Source organism: Umezawaea endophytica (genome assembly GCF_025061645.1).
Lineage (GTDB): Bacteria > Actinomycetota > Actinomycetes > Mycobacteriales > Pseudonocardiaceae > Umezawaea > Umezawaea endophytica.
Window position 1 is genome coordinate 123,529 of sequence record NZ_JANYMP010000004.1, and the last position, 21,513, is coordinate 145,041.

The window sequence follows — 21,513 nt, forward strand, 5'->3', positions numbered from 1 at the left end:
CCCCTAGATTTGCCCCTTGGTCGGACGAAAACGGCGGGGAGGTGAAGCCGCCGTCCGACTCGAGTTTAAGGGGCAAATCCCCCAAGTAAAATCGACCACGGTTGGGTGGTGGTGTGGCGGTTTGGTGGGGGATAGGTAGGGCACGCTGCTGGTCGCGTTGGTGGGTGGGAGCTTTTTCGGGCAGGTTGTGGCGGTGGTTCCGTTGAGTCGTTACGCCGCCAGCGTGCGAGTTGTCGCTGTCTGCGCTACCAATCTGTCGCGTCACTAACGTTCGGCGCTGGTCAAGTCCGCTCTGCCAGCGCCCGCTCAACCGTCGTACTGGTCGGTTGGTGGCCCGAACCAGCAGCATCGCTGTGCTGGTTCGGGTGGTTGTCTACGGTTTGGGCTTCACCAGGATTACGGCGTCTGCTGCGGGTAGGTCCATTGTGGTGGTTGTGGCTTTGCCGTCCAAGGTGTGCAGGCCCGCTGGGGGTGTCAGCTTGAGTGGGGTGCCGGTTGGGTTTACCGCTACCCAGCCGTGGGTGAATTGTCTGCTCCACAGGCCGTCTGGGCGGCGGATGGCTGTTTCTACCGCCTCGCCCAAGCCGGTGGCCTGTAGTTGTGACCATTCGGGGTTGAGGTAGTCGTTTGTTGTTGCCTGGGTCCAGCAGGTGTGTGGGCCTGCTAGTAGTGCGGCGCTGGCGTAGCCTGCTCGTTCTTCGCGTGGTTCGCGGGTGCGGGTTACCAGTAGTAGTAGTGATTCTCCCAGTGCTGCTTGGGCGCGTAGTTCGTTGAACTCGTTGCCGCGGAACGTGAGCAGGCCGCCTGTTCCGCCTGAGTCGCGGAAGCCGAAGTTCTCCTCCATGGCGCCGCCGAACCGCGAGTGCGCGGTCCAGCGGCCGGGTGTCAGGTGGGTTTCCGAGACGTTCGGGACGAACAGCTTCCCGGCCTTGGTGAGTGCTTCGCCCGCTACGCCCAAGAACTCGTCGAGGCCGTCGCGCAGCAGCCTGTCCGTTGCCTTGACGTCGGCGGTGCCCGCCAGCACGGCGCGGGAGTAGTGGCTGAGGGAGTTGAAGTCGTTGTCCGCCAGCACGCCGTCCCAGCCCTCGCGCGTCACCTCGGCGGTGACGGCCTTGGTCCACGCCTGCTGGTAGGCCTTGTCCCACACGGTCATCTGCCAGTGCATCGGGTAGCCGTTCCACTCGATGCGCTTGCCCGTCGTGTCCAGCGCGAACCACCCGGGGTGTTCGCGCTGGGCCGTGTTGTAGCCGAGGCCGGACGGGAGGTAGGCCGCGTCCTGGTCGCCGATCACCGCGCCCTGGTAGTTGCGGGTGCTGGAGAGGTCCTTGTACACCAGCACCTTGATCTTCGGGTTCAACTGGTGGAGCTGCCGCATGGCCGCGGTCTCCATGGCGTTGAGCACGACGACGTCGTAGCGCTGCGCCGCCAAGCGGATGTCGCGCGCCGAGGGGGAGTCGCCGATGCCGTACCACCACGCGCACGGCGCGGTGGCCTTGGGCGGGGGGTCCTCGTCCTGGGCTGCCTGGCTGAAGGCACACGCCTGCACGAAGAGCAGTGCGGCCACGGCCGTGGCGGCCCTCCGCGCCCTGGAGAGGCCACCGCGCCGGACTACCGCTGTTTGCGGCACACCAATTCACCCACCGTCAGCACTAGGATCTTCAGGTCGAGCCAGAGCGACCAGTTGGCGATGTAGTAGTTGTCGTACCGGGAGCGGTCGGCGATCGAGGTGTCGCCGCGCAGCCCGTGCACCTGGGCCAAGCCGGTCAGGCCCGCCGGTACCCGGTGCCTCGCCCAGTAGAGCTCGTGGATGGCGGAGAACTCGCGGACGAACACCGGGCGTTCCGGCCTGGGGCCGACGATCGACATGTCGCCGCGCACGATGTTCCACAACTGCGGCAGCTCGTCGAGCGAGGTGCTCCGCAGGAACCGGCCGACCGGGCCGACCCTGGCGTCGCCCTGGACGGACCACTTCGTCTGCGAGTCGTCCGTGGTGCTCGGCCGGACGCTGCGGATCTTGTAGATCCGGAACTTGCGGCCGTCCATGCCGATGCGGACCTGGCGGAAGATCACCGGCCTGCCGCTCTCGACCAGCACGGCCAGCGCGCACAGGCCGATCAGCGGCGACAGCACGGCGAGCGCCAGCGCGGCCAGCAGCACGTCGATCGCGCGCTTGAGCCACCAGCTCGGCCTGCTCGTCGGCGCCGTGCCCAGGCGCACCAGCGGGTAGCTGCGGAGCCGCTCGACGTCGTGGTTGTCCTGGTACAGCTCGAACATCCTCGGCACGACGAGCGTCGTGCAGCCGAGCCGGTGCGCGGTGATGGCCGCGTCGACCGCCGAGGTGTCGCGGGTGTCGGAGAACGCCAGGATCACCGTGCCGACGCCAAGCCGGGTGATGGCCGAGGCCAGGTCCTCTCTCAGCAGCCCGACGGGCAGGTCCTCGCGGCCGAGCCAGGGCTCCGAGCCGACGAACCCGACCGGCCGCAGCCCGAACTGGGGGTGCTCGATCATGGTGGTCACGAGGTCCGCGCCCACCTTGCCCGCGCCGACGACGAGCGTCCGGTCGCAGCGGCCGAAGCGGCGGCGGCCCCAGCGGCCGAGCCAGAACATGGCGAACCGCACGGGTTCGCCGCAGACGATGAAGAGGACCAGCAGGTGCTGGAGCGCGGTGATCACCTGCACGGGCTGGCCGGTGGCCATGGCCCAGCAGGCGAGCAGCGCGAACGTCGTCGCCGTCGTGGCGAGGGAGCGGGGCAGGTCCTGGAACCAGGACAGCCAGAGCCGCCTGCGGTAGATCCGGCCGCTCGACCGGACGACCAGCAGCAGGACGCCGGTGAGCACCGCCGCGCCCCAGCCGGGACGGGTCCACACCGCCCCGGCGACGAGCGCGGCCCCGTCGACGAGGCCCAGCGCGACCGCGACGGCGTTCACCCTCGCGGACAACGGCCGCGTCGGGGGGCCGGGCGATTTCCGCGCGTGCCGCCCGTCCTTGGGCGAGGTGACGGCCGACACCAGATCAGTCATCGAAATTCACTCTTTCGTGGGAATTCCACACCGCTGGACGATGAGCACTTTCCGGTCTCCGCGGCGGCGGCCACGCCGCGCCTTGCCACATCCCGAACTACTTCCTCTCCGAATTCGGCCTGGGGGCTGCTCCCGGCAGCCGTTCCCCAGCCACCACAGGGCACCCGATGGAGTTCACCCGTTCGGTGTTATCGAGCGTCCGCCACGCGGAAATCGGCGGAAAAGCTCGAAAGAATCACTCGTCCGGTGGACAAGAAACCCTCCTCCCGGTGACTGACGTGTGCGCATCGGTTGCCTTGGTCACCGCGCCTGTCAGGACCAGGTTAAAGAAACCACGAAACATAGCCGAATATGACTCACGACGCGGATGGGCAATTGTCTCCGCCGTCCGATTGACGAGCAATGGTGAGGGGCACTGTGGCACTCGAAGAGGCCGAGGTGCGGATCAGGCCGGTGTCGGTCGTTCCGCTGTCGGGCAGCGTGACGCTGACCTGTGGGAGGGCGCACGTGGTGCTGCCCGCGTTCAACGAGGAGGGCTCGCTGCCGCCGCTGCTGCGCAGGCTGGCGAACCTGTCGCTCGCGGGCGGGTTGACGGTGTGGGTCGTCGACGACGGCTCGTCCGACGAGACCGCCGCCGCGGCCGAGCGCGGTGTCGACGGGCTCGACGTGCGGCTCGTCCGCCACGTGGTCAACCTCGGGTTGGGCCGGGCGTTGCAGAGCGGTCTGCGCGCGGCGCTCCAGGTGGCGGGCGAGGACGACGTGGTGGTCGTGATGGACGCCGACGACACGCACGACCCCGGCCTGATCCCGTTGTTGCAGAAGAAGATCGCCGCGGGCGCGGACGTCGTGATCTGCTCCAGGTTCGTGGACGGCGGCGACGACACCACCGCCCCGATGGGCCGCCGGATGCTGTCGCGCGGCGCGGGCGCGGTGTTCCGCCACACTCTCGCCGTGGACGGCGTCCGCGACTTCACCAGCGGCTTCCGCGCGTACCGGGCGACGCTGCTGCGCCGCGCCGTCGACCACTGGGGCGAGCGGCTGGTCGAGGAGCAGGGCTTCGCCTGCATGGTCGAGCTGCTCCTCAAGCTCCGGCACTGCGACCCGGTGATCGCCGAGGTCCCGCTGCCCCTGCGCTACGACCGCAAGCAGAGCGTCAGCAAGCTGAAGCTGCGGCGCACGATGGGCCAGTACGCCAAGTTGCTCATGCGCGATCGGCTGAGCCCCGCGCCGTTCCGGAAGCTGTGACCGCCGATGAGTGAATCGACCCGCCACGTCGTGGTCGTCGGCGGAGGCATCTGCGGCCTCGCCGTCGCGCACCGCCTCTCCCACGCCGGTACCCGCGTGACGCTGCTGGAGAGCAGCGACCAGCTCGGTGGCCTCGGCACGTTCTTCCCGACCGGTGACCGCTGGGTGGAGCGCTTCTACCACTGCGTGATGCCGACGGACGACAGCCTGCTCGCGCTGCTCGGCGACATCGGCGCGCGCGACGGCGTTCGGTGGAAGCCGACCCGCATGGGCATGGTCGTCGACGGCGAGCACTACGGGTTCAACTCCGCGCTCGACCTGCTGAGGTTCACGCCGCTGCGGCTGCGCGACCGGGTCCGCTTCGGCGTCGTCTCGCTGCTGCTGCGCCGCCTGGGCAAGGGCAAGGACCTGGACAACCTGCGTGCCGAGGACTGGCTGCGCAAGCTGTACGGCGACGTCATCTGGTCCGAGCTGTTCGCGCCGATGTTCGGCTCGAAGTTCGGCGACGCCTTCGGCGACGTGCCAGCGCTGTACCTGTGGCAGCGGCTGGGCCGTGAGAGCAACGTGGCGACCCGCGGGTACCCCGAGGGCGGCTACAAGGCCGTGATCGACGCGCTGAGGGCCTCCATCGAGGCCGCGGGCGGCGTGGTGCGGACCGGCACCCCGGTGCAGGGCCTCAGGAGCACGCCGGAGCGCTCGCACGTCGCGCTCGCCGACGGCGAGGTGCTGGAGGCCGACCAGGTTGTGTCCACGGTCCCGCTGCCGCTGCTGCGGGGGCTGGCCGATGCCGAGCTGGCCGACCGGCTGCCGACGCTGTCGCTGCCGTACCAGGGCGTCGTGAACGCGCTGTTCTTCCTGAAGCGCCCGCTGACCGGCAACTACTGGGCGCCGGTCCTGCGGTCCGGCACGGAGTTCGACGGCGTCATCGAGATGTCCGCGCTGGCGGGCACGGAGGTCTACGGCGGCAGGCACCTCGCGTACGTCATGCACTACACCGGCCGGAACTCCGCGCTCTACCAGGAGGACTCGGAGGTCGTCGCCGAGCGCTGGACCCGCCAGTTCCTCGACCTGCACCGGGACCTGGGGCTGACCGAGGCCGACGTCGACGAGGTCAGGGTGTTCAAGGCGCCGTTCGTGGAACCCGTGTACCCGTTGGGCTTCCTGGAGCGGCGGCCGTCGGTCGAGGTGCCGGGCACCTCGGTCCTGCTCGCGACCACCGCGCACATCTACCCGGACGTGACGAGCTGGAACTCCAGCGTCGCGCTGGCCGACGAGGTGTCCGCGATGGTCCTCGCGGCCGTCGACCCGGTGGCCGAACGCGTCTGACGGGTGGGCACGCGGCGGGGGTCGGCGACCCCCGCCGCGTCAGACCAGGTTCTCCACGGCCGTCGCGATGAGCTTGGACGTGGAGTTGTCCCCGTACGGCGAGGGGATCTCCGCCAGCCGCACCCGGTGGCCGGGCACGTCGTCCAGCCACCGCAGCACTTCCGCCCGCAGCCCGGCGGGCGGGACGAGCGTGCCGAAGGTGCCTTCGATCTCCGGCCGCTCGGTGCTCCTGCGCACCACCACGACGGGCCGCTTCAGCACGCTCACCTCCTCCTGGATGCCGCCGGAGTCCGACACCACCACGGCCGCGCCCCGTGCCAGCGCGAGGAAGGCCGGGTACGCCTGCGGTTCCACCACGCGCAGGGCCGCCAGCAGCCCGTCCAGCCCGAACTCCCGGACCCGCTTCGCGGTGCGCGGGTGCAGCGGCAGCACGACGGGCAGCGGCAGCGTCGCCAGCTCCCGCAGGACGGTCTCCAGGTTCTCGTGGTCGTCGACGTTCTCCGGGCGGTGGATCGTGGCGACCACGTACCCGTCGACCGCCAGCCCGTGCCGCGCCAGGACGGCCTGCTGCTCGTCGGTGTCCGGCAGCGCGGAGTCCAGCGCCTCGACGACGGTGTTGCCGGTGAGCGCGATCCGTTCCACCGCAACGCCTTCCGCGAGCAGGTTGCGCCGGTTCAGCTCGGTCGGCACGCAGCACAGGTCGGCGACGTGGTCGATCATCACCCGGTTGTGCTCCTCGGGCATCGCCCGGTCGTGGCTGCGCAGCCCGGCTTCGACGTGCACGAGCGGAACGCCGTTCGCGTTGGCCGCCAACGCGCCCGCCAGCGCGGACGTCGTGTCGCCCTGCACGATGACGGCCCTGGCCGGGTGCGCGGCCAGCACCTCGTCCACCACCTGCACGGCCCGCCCCAACTGGGCGCCGCGGCCGACGCCGCCGACCGCGAACTCGTGGAAGCGGCCCGGTTGCGGCAGGTCGTCCAGGATCTGGGAGTACATCGCCCGGTCGTAGTGCTGTCCGGTGTAGACCAGTGCCGCGTCCTGGCCGAAGTGCCGGAGCAGCGGAGCGAGCTTGATCAGCTCGGGGCGTGTCCCGCACACCATGGTGATCACTAGGTGTTTCCTTTCGCCCCAACGTGGTGCTGCCACGCTACTGATTCGACCACCGTGATTTCCCCTACCTCAGCCCATCGGGTGAACGGCGGGGTCCGCGTGCGGGTGATGGGCTGGGAGTTCTCTAGGGTTGGCGTGGCACGAGGTCGTCGGCTAGCGGGAATGGGAACTTCAGCGTGGTGGGAAAGTTCGGGGCGCTGGTGGCCGTCGTCGTGGCGGCGGTCTTCACGGTGGTGGTCCCGCGGGCGGTCGCGGAGGCGTCGCCGATGCTGCCGGACCTGCGCCAGGCGCCGGTGGGCTGCCCCGGCGGCTACGGCGGCGACCCGCTGGCGTGCGCGGACTGGGACGTCTGCCTGGTCGCGGAGGTCGCCCCGGCGCGCGGCGAGTGCCTGAAGTCCGGTCCCGCCAAGGCGGTCCGCCTCCGGTTCACCAGTTCGGCGGACAACGTCGGCGACGGCCCGCTGCTGCTGTTCGGCCGCCGCGACAGCCCGGACGAGCCCACCATGCGGGTGCGCCAGGCCTTCCAGTCCGGTGTGGACGGTCCGATCCCGGACGGCTTCGCGGGCGCGCAGGGCGCGACGACGGCGTTCGCCTACTACGACCCCGAGCCGTCCCACGAGCACTGGCACCTCATGGGGTTCGAGCGCTTCCAGCTCCGCACGGCCGCCGGTGAGCCGCTGCCCGCCGAGCGCAAGACCGGGTACTGCCTCGGCGACCGCCACGCGGCCCACGACGTCGGCAGGCTGACCTACACGCCGGGGAGCGGGACACCCGCTGGCAAGGTCGCCGAGGTGTTGAGCGGCAACACGTGCGGGCACCTCGGCGAAGCCGCCCTCGACGTCGTGGAGGGCATCTCCGTCGGCGCGGGCGACGACCACCGGTACGACGTCGACCACCAGTGGCTCGACGTCACGCACGTCGCGTCGGGCGTGTACGACCTGGTGCACACGGTGAACCCGGACCGGACGTTCCTGGAGAAGGACTACGCCAACAACTCGTCTTCGGTGTCGCTGTCCATCGTCTGGCCGGACGAGGCCGGGCCGCTGGTGACCCCGCCGAAGGTCGAGCTCCTGCGGAGCTGCCCCGGCCAGGCGCGCTGTTCCTGACGTACCGCGGAGAGCACCGTGGTGCTCTCCGCGCGCCGGGTCAGCTCGAGTAGGAGTGCGCGCCGGTGCCCGCGAGCTTCCCGCCGTCGACGATCAGGTACTCGTCGCGGATCGGGTTCCCGTCGAGGAAGTCCTCCAGGATCTCGCGGGTGCCCGCCGCGTAGCGGGCCTGCGCGGACAGGGACGACCCGGAGATGTGCGGCGTCATGCCGTGGTGCGGCATCGTCCGCCACGGGTGGTCGGCGGGCGCGGGCTGCGGGTACCAGACGTCACCCGCGTACCCGGCCAGGTGTCCGGACTCCAGCGCCCGCACCACGGCGTCGCGGTCGACGATCTTCGCCCGCGCGGTGTTCACCAGGTAGGCGCCGCGCTTCATCGACGCGAGCAGCGCCTCGTCGAACAGCCCCTCGGTCTCCGGGTGCAGCGGCGCGTTGATCGTCACGACGTCGCAGTGCGGCACCATCGAGGCCGCGTCGGGGTGGAACACCAGGTTCAGCTCGCGCTCGACGGACTCGGGCAGGCGGTGCCGGTCGGTGTAGTGCAGGCGCACGTCGAACGGCGCGAGCCTGCGCAGGATCGCCAGCCCGATGCGGCCCGCGGCGACCGTGCCGACGTGCATGCCCTCCACGTCGTAGGACCGGGCGACCGCGTCGGCGATGTTCCACCCGCCGTCGCGGACGATCCGGTGCGCGGGCAGGTAGTCGCGCACCAGCGCCAGGATCATCATCACCGCGTGCTCGGCGACGCTGATGCTGTTGCAGTAGGTCACCTCCGCGACGGTGATGCCGCGCTCGATGGCGGCGGCGAGGTCGACGTGGTCGGAGCCGATGCCCGCGGTGACGGCCAGTTTCAGGTTCGGCGCCTTCGCGATCCGCTCGGGGGTCAGGTACGCGGGCCAGAAGGGTTGGGAGATCACGACGTCCGCGTCGACCAGCTCGCGCTCGAACTCCGAATCCGGCCCGTCCTTGTCCGCCGTGACGACCAGCGTGTGGCCCCTGGCCTCCAGGAACGCCCGCAGCCCGAGTTCGCCGGACACGCTGCCGAGCAGCGCGCCCGGCGTGAAGTCGACCGCCCGCGGCGTCGGCAGGGTCTGGCCGCCGGGGTAGGCCTCGACCAGCGGCAGGCCGTCGCGGGCGTAGGTCTCCGGGTAGCCGCCGGTCGGGTCCTCGTACAGCACGCACAGCACCTTTGCCATGGGAGCACTCCTCTTCAGCGCCGATCGGGTACGTCCTCCACGGTTCCCCGGCCGCCGAACGCGGTCAAAGCGTTCTTCGCTGTCGCCCGATAGCCCTCGGCTATCAGGAGGCGTGGTCCTCCACCAGCTTGTCCAGCGCCGCGCGGACGTCGACCTGCCGGGCGACGTCGATCAGCGCGGTCGCCAGCGCCGACGCCGGGTCGCGCCGCGCCGTCACGAGGCCGATCCGCGGCGCGTGCGACGACCCGGTCAGCCGCAGCGCCCGCATCCCCGGAGGCACGCCGAACATGTGCAGCCACGCGTGGGAGATGACGCTGCACCAGGCGCGCGTGGCGACGTGCGCGTAGAGCGCGGCGACCGAGTCCGTCTCGACGGCGGGTTCCACGGTCGCGCCCGCGGCGGCGAACACCTCGTCGAGGATCCGCCGGTTGCGCATCCGCTGGGACAGCAGGCAGAGCGGCACGGCGGCGGCCTGCGCCCACGTCGCCCCGCCCTGCCTGGCGAGGTCGCTGTCCTCCGGGGCCAGCAGCAGGTACCGCTCCTCGTACACCGGCAGCCTGCGCACGCGCCCGAGCGGTTCACCGTCCAAATAGGTCAGTGCGACGTCGAGCTCGAACTCCGCCAGCCCGTGCGCGATCTCCCGCGAGGACAACGACAGCAGCGACACGCGGGCGTGGGGGTGGCGTCCGCAGAACGGCGCCGTCAGCAGCGACGCGGCGGTCAGCGCGGTCGGGATCGCGGCGATCCTCAACGTTCCGGTGAGGCCCTGCTTCATCGCCGCGAGGTCGTCGACCAGCCCGTCGCGCTCGGCCAGCATCCGGTGCGCCCACACCAGCACCCGCTCGCCCTCCGGCGTGAGCCCGTCGAACCGCTGGCCCCGGTGCACCAGCGGCGCGTCCAGTTCCCGCTCCAGCGTGCGGATCGCCGCGGACAGCGACGGCTGCGACACGTGGCACGCGGCGGCGGCTCGCCCGAAGTGGCGTTCGCGGGCGAGCGCGACGAGGTATTCGAGCTGGCGCAACAGCATGGCTGAAGTATCGTGGAGCCGCGCCGCCGGGCGCACTCGCCTGAGCGGGCAGTGCGTCAGTCCGCGAAGGTGGTTCCCAGGCCGGTGAGGCCCGCGGGCACCTCGGAGGTGTCGTCGGTCGCCCACCACACGTGCCCGTCCGGCCGCACGACCGCCGCGCGGGCGTCGGGCAGGTCGGGGTCGACGGCGGTCTCGAAGCCCAGCTCGGCGGCCAGGGCGAAGGCCTCCGGCAGCGTGGTGCGGGCCAGCAGCAGCGGCCGTCCGGCGAGCAGCGCCAGCAGGGGCATCCGCCTGCCCACCAACGGGTGCGCGTCCGCTGCCGGGTAGGCGACGTCGAGCGCGGCGAGCTTGTCCGCGAGGGCCGTCGCGAACGCCGGGACGGTGCCGATCAGGTCGTTCACCAGCGTGCGGAGGGCGCGCTGCTCGGGTGTCGTCGCGCTGATGAGGGCGGTCTGAGCGAGGGTGTGCTGCGCCAGCGCCAGTCCGACGGGGTGGCGCTCGGCGTGGTAGCTGTCGAGCAGACCGGGTGCCGCGCGGCCGTGGACCTCGGCGGCGAGCTTCCAGCCCAGGTTCATCGCGTCCTGGACGCCGACGTTCAGGCCGACGCCACCCGCCGGGAAGTGCATGTGGGCGGCGTCGCCCGCGAGCAGCACGCGGCCCCTGCGGTACTCGGCGGCGACCCTGGTGGTGTTGCCGAACCGCGACAGCCAGGTCGGGTCGTGCATGCCGAAGTCGCTGCCCGCGACGAGGCGGGTGGTGGCGCGCAGGTCCTCCAGGGTGAACGGGTCGTCGGGGCCCTGGCGGTGGGCGTCCATGCCCGCGAGGCGGTACCGGCCGCCGCCGAGGGGAACGGTGATGAGCGCGCCGTCGTCGGTCTGGGCGCTCAGCACCGGCTGCTCGGTCAGCGACACCTCACCGACGTACCCGAAGGTGGTCGCGTCCGAGCCGGGGAAGGCGATCCCGGCGGCCTTGCGGACGGTGCTGCCCGCGCCGTCGGCTCCGACCACGTACGACGCGGTGAGGGTGCGCGAGTCGTCCAGGGTCAGGGTGACCGCCGAGGCGTCCTGCGCCAGCCCCGTGACGGCGTGGCCGCGGTGGATCCGGACGCCGAGGTCCAGCGCCCGCTGCTCGAACAGCTCCTCGGTGCGGGTCTGGGGGAACGCCAGCATGAACGGGTAGGGCGTGTCGAGTCCGCTGAAGTCGAGCCGGTTCTCCAGCATCCCGAAGTGCCAGTTCGGCCGGGGGAACCCGTCGGCGAGGAACCGCTTCTCCGCGCCGCGCAGGGCGAGCACCTCCACGGTGCGCGGGTGCATCCCCATCGCCTTCGAGTGCGGGCTGCGCTCGACGGCGCGTTCGAGCACGAGCGTCGACACGCCCGCCAGCGCGAGTTCCGCCGCGACCCAGAGCCCGACCGGGCCCGCGCCCACGACGATGACCTGGGCCGTCTCATTCGATTGGTTGGACATTAGATTCATAGTAATGACCATACTCCGAATTGATCGGGCACTACCATCGGCCCATGGCAACGCGTGAGTACCGGTCGTCCGTGCGGGCCAGGCACGCGGAGGACACCCGGCGGACGATCGTCGACGCCGCCGCGGCGCTGTTCGCCGAGCAGGGATACGCGCGCACCAGCGTCGCGGCGGTCGCGGCGGCGGCCGGGGTCGCGCTGAACACCGTGTACACGAGCGTGGGCGGGAAGTCGGCGCTGATCATGGCGCTGACCGACGACGGGGCCGGTGACCCGACCGCGATCGAGACGGTGAGCCGGATCGCGGAGTCCGCCGACCCGGCGGAGATCCTCCTGCTGACCGCGAAGGGCACCGCACGGGTGCGCCGCGCGCGCTGGCAGGTGCTCGGGATCCTGCTCGACAACCGCACCTCCGACCCCGACGTGGCCGCGGCCGCCGACGCCGCGACCCGCGTCGTGCGCGACCGGCTCGACCTGGTCGCCGCGCGGCTGGTGGAGGTCGGCGGACTGCGGCCGGGCCTGGACGTCGACCGGGTCGGCCAGGTGCTGTGGTTCTACTTCGGGTTCGAGGCGTGGCGGACCGCGCGCGGCCTCGGCTGGGGCTGGGACGAGGCCGCCGAGTGGCTCGCGACCCAGGCCGCGGGCGCGCTGCTGGACCGGTGAGGCCCCGCGTTCCTGGTGTCCTGAGGGCATCAGGGACGACTGAACAGGTCTTGGACGGCCGTTCGCCCGCGGACGAGAGTCGACGTCGCAGTCGAACTCGAAGGGTGGAACGGTGATGAGCGTTTTCGTGACAGGCGGGTCCGGTTACCTCGGTCGTGCCGTGGTCGGCGCGCTGGTGCGGCACGGGTTCGAGGTGACCGCGCTGGCGCGGGACGAGCGGGCGGCTGCGGTGGTCGCGGCGGCGGGCGCCAAGCCGGTCGCGGGCGGGCTGACCGACCTGGACGTGCTGCGCGCCGCCGCCGCGTCGGCCGACGGCGTGCTGCACCTCGCGCAGTTCGCCGGGCCGGAGACCGCTGCCGTCGACCTGGCGGCGGCGGGAGCCATGCAGGACGGCGCGGGCGACCGGCCGTACGTCCATACGGGAGGGACTTGGGTGTACGGCGACACCGCCGGGGTCGTGGACGAGGACGCGCCGTTCGCGCCTCCGTCGATCACCGCGTGGCGGCTCGCGAACGAACGCCGGGTGCTCGCCCGCGGCGGTCACCCCGTCATCGTGATGCCGGGCCTGGTCCACGGGCACCGGGCCGGGCTGACCGAGGCGTTCTTCGTCGAGCCCGCCCGCGCCTCCGGGGCGGTCGCGGTCATCGGCGACGGGACGGCGCACTGGGCCGTCGTGCACGTCGACGACGTGGCCGAGCTGTACGTGCTGGCGCTGCGGGCGAAGCCCGGCTCGGTGTACGCGGGCGTGAGCGCCACCGTGACCCAGCGGGCCGCGGCGCTGGCGCTGAGCAGGGCGGCCGGGTGCCCCGGCGAACTGCGCCGGGTGACGCCGGAGGAGGCCGTGGCGGAGATGGGGCCGATCGCCGAGGCGTTCGCGCTCGACCAGCGCTTCACCGGCGCGCGGGCGCGGCAGGACCTCGGCTGGCGGCCCCGGCGCCTCGACGTCCTGGCGGACCTGGCGGGTTGATGCGGTGTCCGCCAGGGCAAGCGGCGGATGGCGTGCCGCGACTGCCCAACCGCCCCCGTGGACGATCTTCGTCAACTCGAAGACCGGAGCACGGCGCGGTAGACCGATCGGACTGCGACCCCCGGCGTCCGGATAGGGGTTGACGTGGCAGGACGGCCGTTGGTGAGAATGACCGCGTAGTAGTCGACCGCCCGAACCGGCCGTGAGCAGCGGCCATTCGGGCTATCGAGTCGCGCGCACCTACCACCGATGGCCGGTTCGCCACTACGGTCGGTTTCCGACGTGGGAGGTGATCATGGTGTGGAGATCCGCGGCCAGGACTTTGCGGGTCGTCGCGTTCGTTGTCGTGGGTGTCGTGACGATCCTCGGGCTGCTGCCCGTCGCCATCAACGTGGCCACCGGTGGAACCGCCCCCGAGGTGCTGGGGCCGGTGGTGGACTGGCTCTGGCCCATGATCGTCCTGCTCGCCGGGGTCATGGTCGGGCTGGTGCTCTGGGACCGGGGCAGCGACCAGGGCGTGCGGTTCATCCCGAGGCGTCCCGGCCACCCGTCGCACCGGGTGGAGGCGGTGGGCCGGGTCGAACGCGAGGTGCTGCGCCGCAGGCACGGGTCGTTCGCCGAGCAGATCGTGTCGAAGCTCGGTCTCACGACGCCGCCGCACCCCGTGCTGGCGCGGATCGACAGCGGCGCGCGGCCGGATCCGGACGAGCCGCCGTCGGGGATCGCGGAGGTGTTCGCCGAGACGCGGGAGGTGCTGCTCGTGCTGGGCGCCCCCGGTTCCGGCAAGAGCACGCTGCTGGTCGACCTGTGCGCGGACCTGCTCAGCCGGGCGCGCGCGGACGACGACCAGCCGGTGCCGGTGCTGCTCGACCTGTCGTCGTGGTCCACGACCGCGCTCAAGCCCAGGGACCGCAGCAGGTCCACCAAACCCGAGGACTTCGTGGAGTGGCTGGTGCGCGAGGTCCAGCGCCGCTACCGCATCCCCGTCGCCGTCGGTCGCGTCTGGCTCGCCGAGGGCCGGATGGCGCTGCTGCTCGACGGTCTGGACGAGGTCGCCCCCGACGACCGCGACCGCTGCGTCGAGCAGATCAACGCGCTGGGCCAGCGGTCCGCCGTGCCGCGCATCGCGGTCGCCAGCCGGGTCACCGACTACGAGCGGTTGAGCACGACCCTCAAGTCCCAGCACGCCGTGCGCGTCGAGCCCCTCGACCGCGAGCAGATCGAGGAGTACCTGGAGTCGGTCAGCCCGCGGCTCGACGGCCTGCGCAAGGCGCTGGAGCGCGAGCCGGAGCTGTGGAACGCCATGACGACCCCGCTGATGCTGGACCTGCTCGCCCTCACCTACCGCACCGGCAGGGTCGGCCGGGACGTCCCCACCGGCGGTGAGCGCGACCTGCTCGACACCTACCTGGTGGAGATGGTCGCCCGCGACTCCGCGTCGACGTCCGCGCCCGCGCCGGAACGCGCTTTCCGCTCGCTGAGGTTCCTGGCCAGGCTCGCCGCGAGTCCACTGTGGAACGACCTGGTCGCGCGCGGCAGGCTGCCCAGCAGGGTCGCGTGGCTCGAACTGCTGCCCGCGACCCCGATCTGGCTGCTGTTCCAACGGGTCCAGCCCGCCGTGCTCACCGGAGCTGTCGGCGCGCTGTCGACCGTGGTGGGGCTGCGGCTCGGCCTTCTGTCGGGGCTGCTGACCGGCGCGTGCCTGACGGCGCTGGTCATCGTGGTCAACCACTTCCTGGTGACGCACCTGTTCGTCTTCAACCGCCCCGGTGGGGTCAAGACGTGGGGGGTGCTCTCCGTGCTGGTCGGCCTGGTGCTGGGAGCGGCGGTCGGCCTGGTGCTCGGCGTGGTCGGCTCCTGGATCGGCCTGCTGCTCTTCCAGTTGCCGGTGCCGCTCGCGTTCGCGGCGGTCATCGTGATCACGTTCCTGGTGGCGTTGAGCGCGAGCGTGCACCTGGAGGCCGTGCGGGACGCGCCGTACTGGGCCGTCGCGGTGTCGCTGCTGCCCGCCGCCGTGATGGTGTGGACGGGCCCGTCGCGGGAACTGCTGGTGGGACTGGGGATCGGGCTGCTCGCGGGTCTGTCGACGAGCCTGTTCGTCAGCGGGTTCTTCGGGGTGTGGCGGGCGCTGCACGTCGAGCAGTCGACGGCGCTGGTCGGCCGCGGCCGCTGGTGGCTGCTGGTCGCGCTGCCGTGCGGCGGGATCGGGGCGGTGGCGGGAACGGGGCTGGCCTTCTGGTTCGGCGCGCCGATCACCACGGCCGTGCTGGCGCCGATGACCGGCGTCCTGATCGGGCTGTTCAGCGCGCCGACGTCGGCGCGCGAGCACCTGCTGCCGTTCGAGCTGATCTCCACCGGAATGGCCGAGGCGCTGTCCCGGCCGCTCGTGCTGGGGGAGTTGCCGTTGCGCCGCAAGGCGTTGCTGCACTTCGCGGGCGACCGGATGCTGCTGCTGCACGTGGAGGGGGAGTACCGGTTCGCGCACGCGCTGGTGCGCGACCACCTCGCGACCTGCGACCCGGCCGAACTCGGCGCGGCGGTCGAGCGCCGCCGCGCCGAACTCGTCAAGGCCGGATGAGGTTCGACAGGAACCGGACCCAAGCCTCGTGGCGGAACGCCAGGGCGCCCGCGGTCCGGTTCTTCGTGTCGCGGACCCCGACCGCGGCGCCCGTGTGGTTGATCTCCACGCACGATTGGTCGGGATTGCTGTAGGTCGCCTTGCGCCACCCGGAGACCTGGGGATCTCGCGGCGTCGGGTGGTTATCGGTCATGTGCAGGTCACGTTCCTTCCTGGATGATCACCTCGCGAGCAGGAAGGTGCGGGACTGCTCGGGCCCCAGCGCGGCGGCCTTCTGCTGTTCCCACACGGCGAGGAAGTCGGCGACCTCTTCCTCCTCGGACGTGACCTTGCCGTCCCTCACCCCTTCGACGTGGACCACTTCCACGGGCGGCTCACTGGAGTACCCGAAGATCGTGTAGTTGAACTCCTGTCCCCAGTAGTAACCGACTTCCCACGGCACCACTTGGACTTCCACGTTGGGACGGTCGATCATCTCAGCGATGTGGTCCTTCTGACCACGTCGAATTGCGCCGCTGCCGGACATGTTCGCCATCCGCTCGAAAGCGGCCTGGTCGACGATGAACCAGAACTGGTTGTCGAGGTTGTCCAGGATCAGTTGGCGCTCGAGTCTGTTCACCGTCGCCTGCTCTATGGCCTCGGCTGTTCGCGACGGCCGGACCGAGCGCATCAGGTGCCGCATGTACGCCTCGGTCTGGAGCAGGCCGGGGATGGTCATGGACGTGTGCTGCCACAGGTAGTGCGCGCTGGTCTCCAGGTCGACGACCTCGCGCATGGTCCCGTGGAACCGGGCTCGCAGTGACTTCGGCGAGTAGCGGCCCTCGCGGCCGCGAGCCATCTCGAGCAGGTCCTGGCGCAGCGCCGGGTCGGTCTTGTACCCGCTGAGCAGCGTGTTCAGATCGGGGATCTTGACGCCGCTCTCGCCGCGCTCGATGTTGCCTATCTTGTTCTGCGTGCAGTCGAGCAGCTTGCCCGCCTCCGCCTGGCTCATCGCGCACGCGTTGCGCAGTGCTTCGAGCTTGCGCCCGATGATGATGTTGACGACCCGCTTGGGGATAGCGGCGGTCATCGGGGCCTCCGTAGTACGTGAGCGTCACTAGTGATGACGGAAAGTAGCAGGCCCCGACATCCGATCTCACGAGTATTCGATTTGGTTAAACGAGTTCACTAGCCAATCCGGGTCTATTCGGTAAATTGGCTGATAGGGGGCGGCCGGGTGCCCGGATTGTTTAGGGAAATTGGAATCGGAGGCGTCGGAGACCGCAGTTCCACGGGTACGCCAACGCGCCCACGGGGGACCGCTTGGGCGGTCCCCCGTGGGCGCGTTCGAGAGGTGGTCAGGCGAGCGTCGCGAGCCCCCGCGCGTCGGCACGGGCGGCGCCGCGCGACACGGCCACCGGGTCCCACCCCGCGGGGCGTTCCGGCAGGAGTTCCCGGTTGCCGACGACCGAGCCCTTCGAGACCTCGCCGAACAGCAGGGGCCTGCCCATGATCTGGCCCGCGCACACCATGCCGCCCGCCATCACACCCGTGATGCCGCTGCCGAACTGCGTGCTCTGGCCGACGACGTACAGGCCGCCCACGCCGGTCTCGAAGACCGGGCGCTGGCCCGCGTCGCCCCACTTGGCCATGCCGAACGGCGTACCGCCGGTCGACCGGGTGTAGCGCTCCTGGGTGAGCGGCGACGCCATCTCCAGGTGCACGATGCTGTCGCGGAACGGCCCGAGCGCGCGTTCGCCCGCCTTCACCACGGCCTCGGTGAAGCGCTCCTTCTCCGCCAGGTAGTCCGGGTTGCGGCGGTACTTCTCGCCGTCGGCGGGGCCGTTCTCCACGCCCCAGCCCGCGTAGCCGGGCGGGCACAGCGTGATGAGCTGGAACGTCGAGTGGCCCTTCGGGTGCATGTGCCGCGAGTCGTTGTCCTTGCGGGAGGCGAACGAGATGAACAGGTGCTTGATCTCCTCCGGCTGCCCGTCGTTGTGCAGGCTCTCGTACAGGTGCTCGATGTCGTCCCCGGCGTACCACCACATGTTCGCGTCCTCGGGCCGCGTGTCCAGCTCGCGGTCCAGCGCGACGTAGACCGTTGCGAACGGCAGGCCCATGGACGCTTCCTTGGTGTCCCGCACCAGTTCCGGGGCGAAGTGCTCGGCGCCGACCAGGTCGAGGATCGTGCGCCGGTAGTCGGCGTTGGAGATCACCAGCGGTGCGGTCAGCTCGGTGCCGTCCGCCAGCGCCACCCCCGTCACGACGTTGTCGACGACCTGGATCCGGTCGACCTGGGAGTTGGTGCGCATCTCGCCGCCGTGCGCCTCGAGGACCTCGGTCAGCGTGGCCGCGATCATCTGGCCGCCGCCCACCGGGTGGTAGGCGCCGCGGATGTAGTGGTCGGTGATCATCGAGTGCGTCGCGACGGACACCTCGGTCGGGCCGAGGCCGTAGTTGGGGGACTGGGCGGCCAGCACGGTCCGCAGCCGCGTCGAGAGCTTGCAGTGGTCGAAGAGCGTGACCAGCTTGTGCCAGCCCCAGCCCTGGAGGTACTGCGTGCCCTCCATGATCTCCTCGAACGGCATGTCCGGCGCCCAGCCGAGGGCGAAGTGCTGCTCGCCGCCGGTCGCCCGGACGACCTCGACGTACTCGCGGATCCCCTCCACCTCCTCGGGGAACGTCGTCTCCAGCCTGCGCTGGAACTCGTCCCAGTTCGACGGCACGTCGAACGTGAGGCCGGGCATCACGATCTTGTCGAACCCGTCGGGGTTGAGCTGGTGGAACTCCACCCGCCCGTCCGCGCCGAGACCGCGCAGCACGGTCGGGATGATCCCGTCCTCCCCGCAGTCGCCGAGGTAGTGGACGCCGACGTCGAACTCGTACTTCCTCCTCCTCCGGAACACGTGGCTGTTGCCACCCGCCCAGTCGTGCTGCTCCAGCACGAGCACCTTGCGCCCGCTGGCGGCCAGGTACGCGGCGCTCGTCAGGCCGCCGAGACCTCCACCGACGACGATGGCATCCCAGTCACTTCGTTGTGTCGTCAACGCGACTCCGCTCGAAGATCGGAGCAACCCCTGTTCTGGTTGCTCTCCGGTAAGGGCACCCCACTGAGATTCCTCCCTTCGGCGCAGTCCTCCTACCCCTGCTAACCCCTAAAACAGCGTTATATGACGCTGTTTTTTAGTGAATATCCTTCGTGTTCAGGGGTGGTGCACGGGTACCCGTTTTTCGGCTTTCAGCAGGTAGCGGCGTGCGTGGGAGACGAACGGGCCCTCCTCGACGATGCGCTGGTGGAGTGCGGCCAACTGGGGCCGGTACCGGTCCACGGTGAAGCCGGGGACGGTCCACAGGACCTTGCGCAGGAAGTGCACGATCGCCCCGATGTCGTAGTACTCGGCCCGCAGGGATTGGTGCTGAAGGGTGATGATCGACAATCCGGCCGCGTCCGCGTCCGCCTCGATTCCCAGGTCCTCCGGGGCGGGTAGGGGTCCCAGGAAGGCCTCGCTGAGTTCCCGGTTCGTGCCCGAGCCGATGCCCTGCGAGAGGTAGGTCCCGCCGGGCTTGAGCACCCTGGCGATCTCGTGCCACAGCACGGTCGTGGGGTGGCGGCTGACGACGAGGTCGAACGAGCCGTCGTCGAACGGGAGGTCGTCGGTGTCCTGGACCTCGACCACCGTGCCGCCCAGCGGGGCCAGGTTGCGCCGGGCGATCTCCAGGTTCGGCGGCCAGGACTCGGTGGCGCACAGGGTCTTCGGCGCGCTGGGGATCCCGGCCAGCACCTCGGCCCCACCGGTCTGGAGGTCCAGCGCGGCCTCCGCGTCGGCCATGTGCTCGGCCAGCAGCCGGGAATAGCCCCAACTCGGGCGTTCCTCCGTCGCGCGGCCCTCGAACCAGCCGAAGTCCCAGCCCGCCGTGGGAACCGCTTCGCCTTCCTCGATCAGGTCCTCGAAAGTGGTCATGCTCCCGACGGTAACCACGGTGTCGACCGAGAATCAGACGGCGTTGCGGCGGCGGAAGAGCCAGGCCGCGAAGGTGGACGCCGCCGCCAGCAGGCCCGTGCACCAGAGGAGCGCGATCCAGCCGTTCGCGCCGATCGGGGTCCCGGTCAGGAGTCCTCGCACGGTCTCGATCACCGGCGTGATCGGCTGGTGCTCGCTGATGCCCCTGAGGAACCGCGGCATGGTGTGCGGGGGCACGAAGGCGCTGCTGAGGTAGGGCAGGAACAGCATGACGAAGCTGAGCGCGCTGGCCGACTCGACGGACTTCGCGATCACGCCGAGGCCCGCGGCGAACCAGGAGAGGGCCAGGACGTAGAGGAGCAGCAGCCCGGCAGCCAGGAGCCACTCGGCGAACGCGGCCCGCGGCCGGAAGCCCATGACGACGGCCGCGGTGACGACGATGGTGGTGGACAGGGCGTTCCGGGCCACGCTGGCGACCACGTGCCCGGTCAGGACGGCCGAGCCGCGGATCGGGAGGGTGCGCAGCCGGTCGATCACGCCGGTGGTCATGTCGTTCGCGACCGCCATGGCCGTGGCGGCGGCCCCGTAGCCGGTGCAGAGCAGGACGATTCCGGGGACCACGTAGTTGACGTACTGCGTGCCGGTGTTGATCGCGCCGCCGAAGACGTAGACGAACAGCAGCATCATCAGCAGCGGCAGGGCGATCGACATGATCAGGGTCTCGGTGTTGCGCCTGGTCAGTCGGACGCACCGGCCGATCATCGTCAGGTGGTCGGTCAGGGCGTTCCCCAGCCCGGTGTGGGTCGGTCGGGCCTGGAGGGTGGTCATGCGAGGTCCTCCGCGTAAGGGGTGGCGGTGACGAGGTCGAGGGGCGCCTGGTCCGGGCTCGTCGGGGACTGCCCGCCGGTGAACGCGATGAAGACGTCGTCCAGCGTCGGGCGGTGGGTGCTGATCGTGGCCACCGGTATCCCGGCCGTGCGCAGGGCGTCCAGGACGTGGTGCTGGTGGGTGGCCGTGCCGTCCGACGGGAGGCCGAGTGCCAGGGGCGCGTCCGTGCGCCGGGCGGACAGCAGCGCCGCCGCGCGGGTCGTGTCGTGGTCCGTGGTGAAACCGAGGTCGAGCCGGTGGCCGCCCACGCGCGCCTTCACGGCGTCGGTGCTGCCGGAGACGGCGACCCGCCCCTCGTGCAGCAGGGCGACGGTGTCGGCCAGTCGATCGGCCTCCTCCAGGTACTGCGTGGTGAGGACGATGGTCGTGCCCGCCGCCACCAGGTCCCGGACGGCGTCCCACATGGTCGTCCTGCTGACCGGGTCCAGGCCGGTGGTCGGCTCGTCCAGGAAGATCACCTCGGGGGTCGACACGAGGCTCATCGCCAGGTCGAGCCTGCGCCTCATGCCGCCGCTGTAGGTCTTGACCCTGCGGTCGGCCGCGTCCCGCAAGTCGAACCGGTCGAGCAGGTCCACCGCGCGGCGCCGGGCCGCGGGGCCTCCCAGGTGCATGAGCCTGCCGACCACGGTCAGGTTCTCCCGGCCCGTCTGCTGGTCGTCCACGGCGGCGAACTGGCCGGTCAGGCTGATGGCCCCGCGGACCTTCGTCGGTTCCCGGACGACGTCGTGGCCCGCCACCCGCGCGGTGCCCGCGTCCGGTCTGGTCAACGTCGTCAGGATGCGGATGGTGGTGGTCTTGCCCGCGCCGTTCGGGCCGAGGAGGGCGAAGACGGTCCCCCTCCGGACGTGCAGGTCGACGCCGTCCAGCACCGTCGTGGTGCCGTAGGACTTGGTCAAGCCCTCTGCTTCGACGATCACCGGTTCCCCCAATGCGTAGTAGGTACGCTTAAAAGCGTAGGTCATACGCATAGGTGAG

General features: G+C 70.8%; 18 protein-coding genes. 6 read left to right on the forward strand and 12 right to left on the reverse strand.

The features are described 5' to 3' along the window. Window positions 1-373: 373 nt before the first annotated feature. Window positions 374-1,564: a putative glycoside hydrolase family 15 protein gene (locus tag NZH93_RS10455; protein ID WP_259622782.1), complete on the reverse strand. Its 1,191-nt coding sequence runs from the start codon at window positions 1,562-1,564 to the stop codon at window positions 374-376. Between the two features lie 44 nt (window positions 1,565-1,608). Next, window positions 1,609-3,021 (reverse strand): sugar transferase, encoded by a 1,413-nt coding sequence (locus NZH93_RS10460; RefSeq protein WP_259622783.1) that lies wholly within the window; start codon window positions 3,019-3,021, stop codon window positions 1,609-1,611. Window positions 3,022-3,438: 417 nt separating this feature from the next. On the opposite strand from NZH93_RS10460, the gene NZH93_RS10465 reads away from it, so the two are divergent. Beyond that, window positions 3,439-4,266: a glycosyltransferase gene (locus tag NZH93_RS10465; RefSeq protein WP_259622784.1), complete on the forward strand. Its 828-nt coding sequence runs from the start codon at window positions 3,439-3,441 to the stop codon at window positions 4,264-4,266. Between the two features lie 6 nt (window positions 4,267-4,272). After that, complete coding sequence (locus tag NZH93_RS10470; protein WP_259622785.1) at window positions 4,273-5,592, forward strand: NAD(P)/FAD-dependent oxidoreductase; 1,320 nt, start codon at window positions 4,273-4,275, stop codon at window positions 5,590-5,592. A gap of 39 nt (window positions 5,593-5,631) precedes the next feature. On the opposite strand, the gene wecB is transcribed toward NZH93_RS10470, so the two are convergent. Next, window positions 5,632-6,693, reverse strand: a complete 1,062-nt coding sequence (gene wecB / locus NZH93_RS10475) for a non-hydrolyzing UDP-N-acetylglucosamine 2-epimerase (protein WP_259623138.1) — start codon at window positions 6,691-6,693, stop codon at window positions 5,632-5,634. Between the two features lie 188 nt (window positions 6,694-6,881). Here wecB and NZH93_RS10480 point away from each other — a divergent pair, with 188 nt between their 5' ends. Beyond that, window positions 6,882-7,808, forward strand: coding sequence for a lysyl oxidase family protein (locus tag NZH93_RS10480; protein ID WP_259622786.1), 927 nt, complete (start codon window positions 6,882-6,884; stop codon window positions 7,806-7,808). A gap of 40 nt (window positions 7,809-7,848) precedes the next feature. Here the strand turns inward: NZH93_RS10480 and NZH93_RS10485 are convergent, their stop codons facing one another. From NZH93_RS10485 to NZH93_RS10495, 3 genes are all read right to left on the reverse strand, one after another. After that, window positions 7,849-9,003 carry an NAD-dependent formate dehydrogenase gene (locus tag NZH93_RS10485; RefSeq protein ID WP_259622787.1) on the reverse strand — a complete coding sequence of 385 codons (1,155 nt, stop codon included), beginning with the start codon at window positions 9,001-9,003 and terminating at the stop codon, window positions 7,849-7,851. A gap of 103 nt (window positions 9,004-9,106) precedes the next feature. Continuing rightward, on the reverse strand, window positions 9,107-10,030 hold the full coding sequence (locus NZH93_RS10490; RefSeq protein WP_259622788.1) for a LysR family transcriptional regulator: 924 nt from the start codon (window positions 10,028-10,030) through the stop codon (window positions 9,107-9,109). A 56-nt stretch (window positions 10,031-10,086) separates the two neighbouring features. Next, entirely contained in the window at window positions 10,087-11,496 is a 1,410-nt protein-coding gene (locus NZH93_RS10495; protein WP_259622789.1) for an FAD-dependent monooxygenase, read from the reverse strand. Between the two features lie 53 nt (window positions 11,497-11,549). Here NZH93_RS10495 and NZH93_RS10500 point away from each other — a divergent pair, with 53 nt between their 5' ends. From NZH93_RS10500 to NZH93_RS10510, 3 genes are all read left to right on the forward strand, one after another. Further along, on the forward strand, window positions 11,550-12,164 hold the full coding sequence (locus NZH93_RS10500) for a TetR/AcrR family transcriptional regulator (protein ID WP_259622790.1): 615 nt from the start codon (window positions 11,550-11,552) through the stop codon (window positions 12,162-12,164). 115 nt (window positions 12,165-12,279) lie between these two features. Beyond that, window positions 12,280-13,131, forward strand: a complete 852-nt coding sequence (locus NZH93_RS10505) for an NAD-dependent epimerase/dehydratase family protein (protein WP_259622791.1) — start codon at window positions 12,280-12,282, stop codon at window positions 13,129-13,131. Window positions 13,132-13,426: 295 nt separating this feature from the next. Beyond that, window positions 13,427-15,709 (forward strand): NACHT domain-containing protein, encoded by a 2,283-nt coding sequence (locus tag NZH93_RS10510; protein WP_259622792.1) that lies wholly within the window; start codon window positions 13,427-13,429, stop codon window positions 15,707-15,709. Here the strand turns inward: NZH93_RS10510 and NZH93_RS10515 are convergent. From NZH93_RS10515 to NZH93_RS10540, 6 genes are all read right to left on the reverse strand, one after another. After that, window positions 15,696-15,902, reverse strand: coding sequence for a DUF397 domain-containing protein (locus NZH93_RS10515; protein ID WP_259622793.1), 207 nt, complete (start codon window positions 15,900-15,902; stop codon window positions 15,696-15,698). The two genes, NZH93_RS10510 and NZH93_RS10515, sit on opposite strands and share 14 nt — an antisense overlap. Window positions 15,903-15,929: 27 nt before the next feature. Continuing rightward, window positions 15,930-16,778 (reverse strand): helix-turn-helix domain-containing protein, encoded by an 849-nt coding sequence (locus NZH93_RS10520; protein ID WP_259622794.1) that lies wholly within the window; start codon window positions 16,776-16,778, stop codon window positions 15,930-15,932. 268 nt (window positions 16,779-17,046) lie between these two features. After that, on the reverse strand, window positions 17,047-18,735 hold the full coding sequence (locus NZH93_RS10525) for a phytoene desaturase family protein (protein ID WP_259622795.1): 1,689 nt from the start codon (window positions 18,733-18,735) through the stop codon (window positions 17,047-17,049). Between the two features lie 156 nt (window positions 18,736-18,891). After that, window positions 18,892-19,650, reverse strand: a complete 759-nt coding sequence (locus NZH93_RS10530) for a class I SAM-dependent methyltransferase (protein ID WP_259622796.1) — start codon at window positions 19,648-19,650, stop codon at window positions 18,892-18,894. A gap of 33 nt (window positions 19,651-19,683) precedes the next feature. Beyond that, on the reverse strand, window positions 19,684-20,478 hold the full coding sequence (locus tag NZH93_RS10535) for an ABC transporter permease (RefSeq protein ID WP_259622797.1): 795 nt from the start codon (window positions 20,476-20,478) through the stop codon (window positions 19,684-19,686). Next, a complete protein-coding gene (locus NZH93_RS10540; protein WP_372506605.1) occupies window positions 20,475-21,500 on the reverse strand; it encodes an ATP-binding cassette domain-containing protein in 1,026 nt (341 codons plus the stop codon). The genes NZH93_RS10535 and NZH93_RS10540 overlap by 4 nt, the downstream gene beginning before the upstream one ends. Window positions 21,501-21,513: the final 13 nt, after the last annotated feature.